Raw genomic sequence first — 12,667 nt, forward strand, 5'->3', positions numbered from 1 at the left:
TTTGGACTTAAAGTCCGTTAATTATTAGGAAATTTGTAATGTCTGTAACTAAAGACCAAATCCTTGACGCAATTGCTGAAATGTCAGTAATGGACGTTGTTGCTCTTGTTGAAGCAATGGAAGAAAAATTCGGCGTAACAGCTGCAGCTGCTATGGTAGCAGGTCCTGCTGCTGAAGCTGCTGAAGAGAAAACAGAATTTGACGTAATCCTTACTGGCGCTGGCGCTAATAAAGTTGCGGCAATCAAAGCTGTTCGTAGCGCAACTGGCTTAGGCCTTAAAGAAGCGAAAGCTCTTGTTGAAGCTGCTCCTACACCTGTTAAAGAAGGTGTATCTAAAGAAGAAGCTGAAGCGCTTGCTAAAGACCTTACTGAAGCTGGTGCTGAAGTTGAGGTTAAGTAATTTAGCTTTTGCTAAGTTCGCTGTCTGAGAAATCAGGCAAGGGCTGGTGATTATTTAATCACCGGCCTTTTTGCGCTATAGAGCGATGTATTCCTATCGCGCAAATAAAATCTAATTTTCTCTTTACTTTCAACGCTTTATAGTTTGCTAGTGTTAAAGTGGGAGTTAATTGGAACAACAATTAAATGTTGTACAATCTTGGCTTAGATGCCAGTTAAGTCTGTTCTTACAAGAACAGGTCGGGTCAAAGATCAGCAAGCTGAGGAACCCCATGGCTTACTCTTATTCTGAAAAGAAACGTATCCGTAAGGATTTTGGTAAACGTCCACAAGTTTTGGATATACCTTTCTTACTGTCAACCCAGTTAGAATCGTTTAAAAAATTCTTAGTGCCGGACGCTGATGGCGATCATGGTTTGGAAGCTGCCTTCCGTTCTGTGTTCCCTATTAAAAGCTACTCGGGAAATTCTGAGCTTCAATACGTAAGTTATCGTATTGGTGAGCCAGTTTTCGATGTAAAAGAATGTCAAATTCGCGGTGTGACTTATTCTGCTCCACTTCGCGTAAAACTACGCCTTGTGGTGATGGATAAAGAAGCGCCAGGCACAGTTAAAGACATTAAAGAGCAAGAAGTTTACATGGGCGAAATTCCGCTCATGACCGATACCGGTACTTTTGTAATCAATGGTACAGAGCGTGTTATCGTTTCTCAGCTACACCGTAGCCCTGGTGTATTCTTTGATAACGACCGCGGTAAAACTCACTCATCAGGTAAAGTGCTTTATAACGCACGTGTTATCCCATACCGTGGTTCATGGTTAGATTTTGAGTTTGATGCAAAAGATAACTTATATGTACGTATTGACCGTCGTCGTAAATTACCGGCGTCAATCATGTTACGTGCACTTGAGTACACGACAGAAGAGATCTTAAACATCTTCTTCGAAACCACTGCGTTTGAAGTAACTGACGGTAAAGTTCTTATGGAACTTGTGCCATCACGTTTACGTGGTGAAACCGCTGCCTTTGATATAAAAAGTGAAGACGGTGAAGTGTTCGTTGAGTCTGGCCGTCGTGTAACAGCGCGTCATATCAAGAGCATTGAGAAAAAAGGCATTAGCCATTTAGAAGTACCCCATGAGTATATCATTGGCCGTGTAATTGCTAAAAACTATGTTGATGAGTCAACAGGTGAAGTAATTGCCAACGCGAATGATGAATTAACTCTAGAGTTAATGGCTGAATTGGTTAAAGCAGGTCACACTAAAATTGATACTCTATATATCAATGAAGTGGACAGCGGTGCATACATTTCTGATACCTTGCGTATCGATTCAAGCACTAACCGCTTAGAAGCACTAGTAGAAATTTATCGCATGATGCGCCCTGGCGAGCCACCGACGAAAGACGCGGCTGAAGCCTTATTTGAGAACTTGTTCTTCTCTGAAGAACGTTATGACTTATCTACTGTAGGTCGTATGAAGTTCAATAGCCGTGTTGGTTATGACACTGACACAGGCCCAGGCACATTAAGCAAAGAAGACATCGTGTCTGTTATGAAAGTATTAATTGCTATTCGTAACGGTCAAGGCGATGTTGATGATATCGACCACTTAGGCAACCGTCGTATTCGTAGTGTTGGCGAAATGGCTGAGAATCAGTTCCGTGTAGGTTTAGTACGTGTAGAGCGTGCTGTACGTGAGCGTTTAAGCTTAGGTGACCTAGACGCGATCATGCCACAAGATCTTATTAACGCTAAACCTATTTCGGCAGCAGTTAAAGAGTTCTTCGGCTCGTCTCAGTTATCACAGTTTATGGACCAAAATAACCCGCTATCAGAAGTGACGCACAAACGTCGTATTTCTGCATTAGGTCCGGGCGGTCTAACGCGTGAACGCGCTGGCTTTGAAGTACGTGATGTTCACGTAACTCACTATGGTCGCGTATGTCCAATCGAGACTCCTGAGGGTCCAAACATCGGTCTAATTAACTCACTGTCTACGTACGCACGTACCAATGACTATGGTTTCTTAGAAACACCTTACCGCAAAGTGGTAGACGGTGTGGTAACTGATGAAGTTGATTACTTATCAGCTATTGAAGAAGGTCAGTTTGTTATCGCACAGGCGAACTCAAACTTAACTGAAAGCAATGAGTTTGTTGATGAATTAATCCCATGTCGCCACAAAGGTGAATCAACCTTTATGGGTCGCATAGATCAGCAATATATGGATGTATCACCACAACAGGTGATCTCTGTAGCGGCAGCACTTATCCCGTTCCTAGAACACGATGATGCTAACCGTGCATTGATGGGTTCAAACATGCAACGTCAAGCTGTACCAACATTGAAAGCGGACAAGCCGTTAGTAGGTACTGGTATTGAGTTAACACTAGCGAAAGATTCTGGTGTAACGATTGTTGCAAAACGTGGTGGTGAAGTAATGTATGCTGACGCAAGTCGCATCGTTGTTAATGTACATGAAGAAGAGCGCATTCCTGGTGAAGCGGGCATCGACATCTACAACTTAACCAAATACACACGTTCTAACCAAAACACATGTATTAACCAAAAACCAACTTGTATGGTTGGCGAACCGGTTACTCGTGGTGACGTGTTAGCAGATGGTCCGTCGACTGACTTAGGTGACTTAGCCCTTGGTCAAAACTTGCGCGTGGCATTCATGCCATGGAACGGTTATAACTTCGAGGATTCAATCCTACTATCAGAGCGCGTAGTTGAAGAAGATCGTCTCACGACTATCCATATTCAAGAACTACAGTGTGTTGCCCGTGATACTAAGTTAGGTCCTGAAGAAATCACTGCAGATATCCCGAATGTGGGTGAATCTGCACTAGGCAAGCTTGATGAATCAGGTGTTGTTTATATCGGTGCTGAAGTTAAAGGCGGCGATATCCTAGTAGGTAAAGTGACTCCGAAAGGCGAAACGCAATTAACTCCTGAAGAGAAGCTACTACGAGCTATCTTTGGTGAGAAAGCGTCTGACGTTAAAGACAGTTCATTACGTGTACCAAACTCTGTAACTGGTACTGTAATCGACGTGCAAGTTTTCACCCGTGATGGTGTTGAAAAAGACAAGCGCGCGCTAGAAGTTGAAGAGATGCAACTTCGTGACGCGAAAAAAGACTTTAACGAAGAATTTCGTATTCTTGAAGCAGGCGTGTTAGATCGTGCTCGTAAGTTACTTATCGCAGCCGGTCAAGATGAAGATAGATTAGCGTCATTGAATGCTGAGAAGCTACTAACTCAAAGTCTTGCAGAAGAAGATAAGCAAGCTGAACTTGAGCAACTAGCAGCCCAGTACGATGAACTAAAAGCTGAATACGATAAAAAGTTTGAAAACAAACGTCGTAAAATTACCCAAGGTGATGACCTAGCACCAGGTGTACTGAAGATTGTTAAAGTATACCTAGCTGTTAAACGTCGTATCCAACCAGGTGATAAAATGGCGGGTCGTCACGGTAACAAAGGTGTTATCTCGACTATCGTACCAGTAGAAGATATGCCATACGACGACAAAGGTCGTACTGTTGATATCGTACTTAACCCGCTGGGTGTACCATCACGTATGAACATCGGTCAGATCCTTGAAACACATATGGGTCTAGCTGCTCGTGGTATTGGTGAGCGTATTGAAGAAATGATGAAAGAACAACGTGAGCTTCATGAGCTGCGTAACTTCATCAAGCAAGCATACGAAATTGGTGAATCTCGTCAGTTCGTAGACATTGCTAGCTTCACAGATGACGAAATTCGTCGTTTGGCTGAAAACTTAAAAGGTGGTTTACCAATCGCCACTCCTGCATTTGATGGCGCGAAAGAAAGCGAAATCAAAGATATGCTAGAGCTAGGCGGCTACCCTCGTAGTGGTCAGGTTACACTTTATGATGGCCGTACTGGCGATCAGTTTGAACGTCAAGTAACCGTAGGTTACATGTACATGCTGAAATTGAATCACTTAGTTGATGACAAAATGCATGCACGTTCTACTGGTTCTTATAGCCTTGTTACTCAGCAGCCGCTGGGTGGTAAAGCACAGTTCGGTGGCCAGCGTTTCGGTGAGATGGAAGTATGGGCACTAGAAGCATACGGTGCCGCTTACACTCTACAAGAAATGTTAACAGTGAAATCGGATGACGTGAACGGTCGTACTAAGATGTATAAAAACATCGTTGATGGTAACCATAAAATGGAACCAGGTATGCCAGAATCGTTCAACGTATTGTTGAAAGAAATCCGCTCACTGGGTATCAACATCGAGTTGGAAGAAAATTAAGCCAATTAGATGCTGCAGCTAGCCTGCAGCATCTGTTACGGCCGAATAGAATGTAGGGACGAAATCATCCGTCCTCAAGATTAACTCCGACAGGAGAGCTAAGGTGAAAGACTTACTTAAGTTTCTGAAGCAACAAAATAAGACCGAAGAATTCGATGCAATTCGCATTGGTCTTGCTTCACCAGACATGGTTCGTTCATGGTCATACGGTGAAGTAAAGAAACCTGAGACTATTAACTACCGTACTTTCAAGCCTGAGCGCGATGGCTTATTCTGTGCCCGTATTTTCGGACCAGTGAAAGATTATGAATGCTTATGTGGTAAATATAAGCGTCTTAAACACCGTGGTGTGATCTGTGAAAAGTGTGGCGTTGAAGTAACACTCACTAAAGTGCGTCGCGATCGTATGGGTCACATCGACCTTGCGAGCCCAGTTGCGCATATATGGTTTTTAAAATCACTACCGTCACGTATCGGCTTAATGCTTGATATGACGCTTCGTGATATTGAACGTGTTCTTTACTTTGAATCATTCGTAGTAACTGAGCCTGGTATGACAACGCTTGAGCGTAGTCAGCTATTAGGTGAAGAAGAATACCTAGATGCACTAGAAGAGCACGGTGACGAGTTTGAAGCAAAAATGGGTGCAGAAGCAGTATTAGACTTGCTTCGTGAACTCGATCTTGCGCAATTAATTGCAGAAATGCGTGAAGAGTTACCAACAATTAACTCTGAAACTAAGCGTAAGAAGATCACAAAACGTCTTAAATTAATGGAATCGTTCCACCAATCAGGTAATAACCCTGAGTGGATGATCATGACAGTACTTCCAGTATTACCACCAGATCTACGTCCATTAGTACCACTTGATGGTGGCCGTTTTGCGACGTCTGATCTCAATGACCTTTACCGTCGTGTTATTAACCGTAATAACCGTCTTAAACGTCTACTAGATTTAGCTGCACCGGATATTATCGTACGCAACGAAAAACGTATGTTACAAGAAGCGGTTGATGCGCTACTTGATAACGGTCGTCGTGGTCGTGCAATTACAGGTTCTAACAAGCGCCCGCTTAAATCTCTTGCTGATATGATCAAGGGTAAGCAAGGTCGTTTCCGTCAGAACTTACTTGGTAAGCGTGTAGATTATTCAGGTCGTTCTGTAATTACGGTTGGTCCTACACTTAAGCTTCACCAATGTGGTCTTCCTAAGAAGATGGCACTTGAGCTATTCAAACCGTTCATCTATGGCAAATTAGAGCGTCGCGGCATGGCTACGACAATCAAAGCAGCTAAGAAAATGGTAGAGCGTGAAGTTCCGGAAGTATGGGATGTATTAGACGAAGTAATTCGTGAACATCCAGTATTACTTAACCGTGCACCAACACTTCACCGTTTGGGTATCCAAGCGTTTGAACCTGTGCTTATCGAAGGTAAAGCAATCCATTTGCATCCATTAGTGTGTGCGGCCTACAACGCCGACTTCGATGGTGACCAAATGGCGGTACACGTACCGCTAACGATTGAAGCGCAGCTTGAAGCGCGTGCGTTAATGATGTCAACAAACAACATCTTATCGCCTGCCAATGGCGAGCCTATCATCGTTCCATCACAGGACGTTGTATTGGGTCTTTACTACATGACGCGTGATCGCATTAATGCGAAAGGCGAAGGCATTGTATTTAAAGATCCTAAAGAAGCAGAAAAAGCATACCGTAGTGGCAATGCAGAACTTCACGCCCGCGTTAAAGTTCGTATCAGCCAGTCAGTGAAGAACGAAAATGGTGTAGTGGAAGACACTATCACTATCATCGATACCACTGTAGGTCGTGCAATTTTGTCGCTAATTTTACCTAAAGGTATGCCGTTTGATTCAATCAACCAAGCATTAGGTAAAAAGCAGATTTCTAGCTTATTGAATGAGTGTTACCGTCGCTTAGGTCTAAAAGACACGGTTGTGTTTGCTGACCAAATCATGTACACCGGTTTCCACTACGCAATGAAGTCAGGTGTTTCAATTGGTATCGATGACTTAGTTATCCCACCAGTGAAAGCATCAATTATTGAAGCAGCAGAAGCTGAAGTAACTGAAATCAACCAACAATTCCAATCAGGTCTTGTAACGGCTGGTGAGAAGTACAATAAAGTTATCGATATTTGGTCACGTGTAAATGAAAACTTATCACGTGAAATGATGGCCAACTTGTCAAAAGACACGGTTATCAATGCCCAAGGTGAAGAAGAAGAGCAACCGTCATTTAACTCAGTGTTTATGATGGCCGACTCAGGTGCTCGTGGTAGCGCCGCTCAGATCCGTCAGCTAGCAGGTATGCGTGGTCTAATGGCACGTCCAGATGGTTCAATCATCGAGACGCCAATCACCGCTAACTTCCGTGAAGGTCTAAACGTACTTCAGTACTTCATCTCAACGCATGGTGCGCGTAAAGGTCTTGCCGATACAGCACTGAAAACAGCGAACTCGGGTTACCTAACGCGTCGTCTCGTAGACGTTGCACAAGATTTGGTGATCAACGAAGACGATTGTGGCACAGAAGATGGCTTAACAATGAAACCGCTTATTGAAGGTGGTGACGTTGTAGAAGCACTTCGCGAACGTGTACTTGGTCGTGTTGTTGCTGAAGATATTGTGATCCCTGGTACTAACACGGTGCTAGTAGAGCGTAATATCATGCTTGACGAAAAACTGTGTGATCTTCTAGAAGAGCACTCAGTAGATGAAGTTCGCGTACGTTCAGTTATCACGTGTGATAACGACTTTGGTGTATGTGCTAAGTGTTATGGTCGTGACCTAGCACGTGGTCATATCATCAATGCGGGTGAATCAGTCGGTGTTATCGCAGCTCAATCAATCGGTGAGCCGGGTACACAGCTTACGATGCGTACTTTCCACATCGGTGGTGCGGCATCAAGAGCATCTGCTGAGAACAATGTACAAGTTAAAACTAACGGTACATTGAAGCTTCATAACGCAAAATATGTATTAAACACTGACGGTAAGATTGTTATTACCTCTCGTTCTACAGAAATCACTATCATCGATAGCCATGGTCGTGAGAAAGAACGTTATAAAGTACCTTACGGTGCGGTATTAACAGTACAAGACAATACGGAAGTTCAAGGTAACGACATCGTTGCTACTTGGGATCCGCATAGTCACCCAATCGTTCTTGAGCATAAGTCAAAAGTATCGTTCAGCGACATCGATGACTCAAACACTGAAGCACAGACTGATGAACTAACGGGTTTAACCCGTGTAGTTGTCAAAGATCTTGCTAAGATAAATGCGAAAGAACCTAAGCTTATCATCGAAAGTGAAGAGCGTGGTCTGCAAGAAACTCGTCTTCCTTCATACACTACGATTGAAGTAACAGACGGTGTAACGGCAAGCCCAGGTGACGTGTTAGCACGTATTCCGCAGGAAGGTTCGAAAACTCGTGATATCACGGGTGGTCTGCCACGCGTAGCCGACTTATTCGAAGCGCGTAAACCGAAAGAGCCAGCTATCTTAGCTGAAATCACCGGTACGATTAGCTTTGGTAAAGAGACTAAAGGTAAGAAGCGTTTAGTAATTACTCCAGCTGAGGGCGATCATTACGAAGAAATGATCCCGAAATGGCGTCAACTTAACGTGTTTGAGGGTGAGCAAGTGTCTAAAGGTGAAGTTATCGCCGATGGTCCTGAATCACCGCATGATATCTTACGCCTACGTGGTGTGACTCATGTTGCTAACTACATCGTTAACGAAGTGCAAGAGGTTTACCGTTTGCAAGGCGTTAAGATCAATGACAAGCACATTGAAACAATTATCCGTCAAATGATCCGTAAGTGTACGATCCTTGACGGCGGCCATAGTGAATTCTTAGCCGGTGAGCAAATTGAAGTGGCGCGCGTTAATATCGCAAACCGCGATTTAGAAGCTCAAGGCAAGTTACCAGCTAAATATGAAATCCAATTAATGGGTATCACTAAAGCATCACTAGCCACAGAATCTTTCATCTCGGCAGCATCATTCCAGGAGACTACACGTGTCCTAACTGAAGCCGCTGTAAATGGTAAGAGCGATGAACTTCGCGGTCTGAAAGAAAACGTAATTGTGGGTCGTTTGATCCCAGCCGGTACCGGTTTTGCGTATCATCAAGATCGTATGGCTCGTCGTAAGCAGAGTAAAGTAGTTGAAGAGCAGACAGTAAGTGCAGAAGAGGCAACTCAAGCACTCACAGATGCTTTAAACGCAGATTTATCTGGAAATCAATAAACCCAACTTAATCAATGGATTAGGTTTTTGCAAGGCAGTTATCTACTGCCTTGCTTACGGTTTAGGTTGACAGCTCAATCTTTGCTCATTAAAATTCCGCCACCCATTTACCTGCGCGTTTGGTACGAGCTTGTAAATAAAGGGCGGATTTTTTATTTTTTCAGTAGTAATTTTAATTTCAGGAGCTATTTAAATGGCAACTATTAACCAGCTAGTGCGTAAGCCACGTCGTAGCAAGGTTACGAAAAGTAACTCAGCTGCGCTTAAAGCGTGTCCGCAAAAGCGCGGTGTATGTACTCGCGTATATACAACTACACCTAAGAAACCAAACTCGGCGTTACGTAAAGTAGCCCGTGTACGTTTAACTAACGGTTTCGAAGTAACATCATACATCGGTGGTGAAGGTCATAACCTTCAAGAGCACAGTGTAATCCTAATCCGTGGTGGTCGTGTTAAAGATTTACCAGGTGTGCGTTTTCACACTGTTCGTGGTGCACTTGACTGTGCAGGCGTTAGCGACCGTCGTCAAGCTCGTTCTAAATACGGTGCAAAACGCCCTAAAGGCTAATTGTATTCCGTTAGTAAGGCCAAGCACTAAATATTTTTAATTATTGTTTTGGGTGATTGACTCGAAAGAGCAAACCTGAATAAACCGGAGATACAAAATGCCTAGAAGACGCGTAATAGGTCAACGTAAAATTCTTCCAGATCCTAAGTTCGGATCGGAACTTCTTGCAAAATTCGTTAACATCGTAATGTTAGACGGCAAGAAATCTACTGCTGAAAAAATCGTTTACGGTGCGCTAGATGTGGCTGCTGAGAAATCAGGCAAATCGCACCTTGAAATCTTTGAAACTGCACTTGAAAACATCCGTCCACAGGTTGAGGTTAAATCTCGCCGTGTTGGTGGTTCAACGTATCAAGTACCAGTAGAAGTACGTCCAGTACGTCGCAACGCATTAGGTATGCGTTGGTTAGTAGACGCTGCACGTAAGCGTGGCGAGAAATCTATGGGCTTACGTTTAGCTCAAGAACTTGTTGACGCTGCTGATAACAAAGGCACTGCGGTTAAGAAACGTGAAGACGTTCACCGTATGGCTGAAGCGAATAAAGCATTCGCACATTACCGTTGGTAATCTGTCCTTAACCTTTAAGAGGATTTTATGGCACGTACAACTCCACTTGAGCGCTACCGTAATATCGGCATAGTCGCTCACGTAGATGCAGGCAAAACCACCACAACAGAACGTGTTCTGTTCTACACAGGTCTTTCTCATAAGATCGGTGAAGTACATGATGGCGCCGCAACTATGGATTGGATGGAGCAGGAACAAGAGCGTGGTATCACAATCACTTCTGCTGCAACAACGTGTTTCTGGAAAGGGATGGACGCGCAATTTGACGCTCATCGTATCAATATTATTGATACTCCAGGACACGTGGATTTCACTATTGAAGTAGAACGTTCTTTACGTGTACTTGATGGTGCGGTAGTTGTGCTTTGTGCTTCATCTGGTGTACAGCCGCAAACTGAGACAGTTTGGCGTCAAGCGAACAAATATGAAGTTCCGAGAATGATCTTCGTAAATAAAATGGATCGCACGGGCGCTGACTTCTTAACGGTTGTTGGTCAGGTGAAATCTCGTCTTGGAGCAACGCCTGTTCCAATTCAGCTACCTGTTGGCGCTGAAGACGACTTTAAAGGTGTTATTGACCTCATAAAAATGAAAATGATTAACTGGAATGATAAAGACCAGGGTATGACTTTCACCTATGAGGCAATACCGGCAGAACTTCAAGATTTAGCTGAAGAATGGCGCTCAAACTTAGTTGAAAGCGCCGCTGAAGCATCTGAAGAACTAATGGATAAGTATTTGGAAGGTGAAGACCTGAGCGAAGCAGAAATTAAAAATGCTTTGCGTCAGCGTACATTGGCTAACGAAATCGTCCCAGTCACATGTGGTAGTGCATTTAAAAATAAAGGCGTTCAAGCTGTGCTTGATGGCGTTATTGAATATATGCCTGCACCAACACAAGTGAAACAAATTCAAGGTATCCTTGAAGATGGTACTGAGGAAGAACGTCCAGCTGATGACAACGCACCGTTTGCTGCACTTGCTTTTAAGATTGCAACAGACCCGTTCGTTGGTACTTTAACTTTCTTCCGTGTTTACTCTGGTACTGTTAAACAGGGGGACGCGGTATACAACCCAGTAAAATGTAAGCGTGAGCGTCTTGGCCGTATCGTTCAGATGCATTCAAACTCACGTGAAGAGATCAAAGAAGTCTACGCAGGTGATATTGCGGCGGCTATTGGTCTTAAAGACGTAACAACAGGTGAAACACTGTGTGATCCGAATTCTATTATTACGCTTGAGCGTATGGAATTCCCTGAACCAGTTATCTCTGTTGCGGTTGAGCCTCGCACAATCGCTGACCAAGATAAGATGGGTATCGCGCTAGGTAAACTAGCGGCAGAAGATCCGTCTTTTCGCGTACAAACTGACGAAGAATCAGGCCAGACTATTATTTCTGGCATGGGTGAACTTCACCTTGATATCATTGTCGACCGTATGAAACGTGAATTCAGTGTTGAATGTAACGTTGGTAAGCCGCAGGTTTCTTACCGTGAAGCTATTCGTTCAACTGTTAAAGTTGAAGGTAAATTCATACGTCAATCAGGTGGGCGTGGTCAATATGGTCATGTCTGGCTTAAACTTGAACCGATGGATATTTCGGATGATGAAGCCCCAATTTATGAGTTCGTTAACGAAACCGTAGGTGGCTCAGTTCCAAAAGAATACATCCCTGCGGTAGACAAAGGCATCCAAGAGCAAATGTCTCAAGGTGTGCTAGCAGGCTACCCATTACTTGGCGTGAAAGCGACTTTATATGATGGTTCATTCCATGATGTAGACTCGAATGAAATGGCATTTAAAATAGCAGGTTCACTGGCAATGAAACAAGGTGCGCTACAAGCAGACCCTGTACTATTAGAGCCAATGATGAAGGTTGAAGTACTCACTCCTGAAGCAAACATGGGTGATGTAGTTGGCGACCTAAACCGTCGTCGCGGCATGATCGAAGGCATGGAAGATGCGCTAGGCGGACTTAAATTAATTAACGCCCAGGTTCCGCTTTCTGAAATGTTTGGTTATGCTACTGATCTACGATCTGCAACACAGGGTCGTGCCTCATACTCTATGGAGTTTTTGAAGTACGCTGAAGCCTCGAAACATGTTGCGGATACAATAATTACAGCTCGCGCTGTTAAGTAATTTTTAGCTCGGTTTGGTCCACAGTGGACTGAACCTTTAATTTCTTTATAGGAATTTTTTAAGATGGCAAAAGCAAAGTTTGAACGCGTAAAACCGCATGTAAACGTAGGTACAATCGGCCACGTTGACCACGGTAAAACTACCCTAACTGCAGCAATCACTAATGTACTTGCAAAAGTATACGGCGGTGTTGCTAAAGATTTCGCATCAATCGATAACGCTCCAGAAGAGCGCGAGCGCGGTATCACAATCTCAACTTCACACGTTGAATACGATACGCCGACTCGCCACTACGCACACGTAGATTGTCCTGGACACGCCGATTATGTTAAAAACATGATCACTGGTGCTGCTCAAATGGACGGCGCTATCCTTGTTGTTGCTGCGACTGATGGCCCTATGCCACAAACGCGTG

General features: G+C 43.9%; 7 protein-coding genes. All 7 read left to right on the forward strand.

The window, feature by feature from the left end; genetic code table 11:
- Window positions 1–38 precede the first annotated feature (38 nt).
- Window positions 39–401, forward strand: coding sequence for a 50S ribosomal protein L7/L12 (gene rplL / locus HHO47_RS11170; protein WP_064668694.1), 363 nt, complete (start codon window positions 39–41; stop codon window positions 399–401).
- A 271-nt stretch (window positions 402–672) separates the two neighbouring features.
- Complete coding sequence (gene rpoB / locus HHO47_RS11175; RefSeq protein ID WP_169020361.1) at window positions 673–4,698, forward strand: DNA-directed RNA polymerase subunit beta; 4,026 nt, start codon at window positions 673–675, stop codon at window positions 4,696–4,698.
- Window positions 4,699–4,801: 103 nt separating this feature from the next.
- Window positions 4,802–8,974, forward strand: coding sequence for a DNA-directed RNA polymerase subunit beta' (gene rpoC, locus HHO47_RS11180; RefSeq protein WP_169020362.1), 4,173 nt, complete (start codon window positions 4,802–4,804; stop codon window positions 8,972–8,974).
- A gap of 193 nt (window positions 8,975–9,167) precedes the next feature.
- Window positions 9,168–9,542, forward strand: coding sequence for a 30S ribosomal protein S12 (gene rpsL, locus HHO47_RS11185; protein WP_002958885.1), 375 nt, complete (start codon window positions 9,168–9,170; stop codon window positions 9,540–9,542).
- A 97-nt stretch (window positions 9,543–9,639) separates the two neighbouring features.
- Window positions 9,640–10,110, forward strand: coding sequence for a 30S ribosomal protein S7 (gene rpsG, locus HHO47_RS11190; RefSeq protein ID WP_016710546.1), 471 nt, complete (start codon window positions 9,640–9,642; stop codon window positions 10,108–10,110).
- Between the two features lie 27 nt (window positions 10,111–10,137).
- Entirely contained in the window at window positions 10,138–12,252 is a 2,115-nt protein-coding gene (fusA, locus tag HHO47_RS11195; protein WP_169020363.1) for an elongation factor G, read from the forward strand.
- Between the two features lie 63 nt (window positions 12,253–12,315).
- The coding region (locus HHO47_RS11200; RefSeq protein ID WP_211183693.1) for a GTP-binding protein at window positions 12,316–12,667 on the forward strand (352 nt) is incomplete at its 3' end.

Source organism: Pseudoalteromonas arctica, from assembly GCF_012927645.1.
Classification (GTDB): Bacteria; Pseudomonadota; Gammaproteobacteria; order Enterobacterales; family Alteromonadaceae; genus Pseudoalteromonas; species Pseudoalteromonas arctica_A.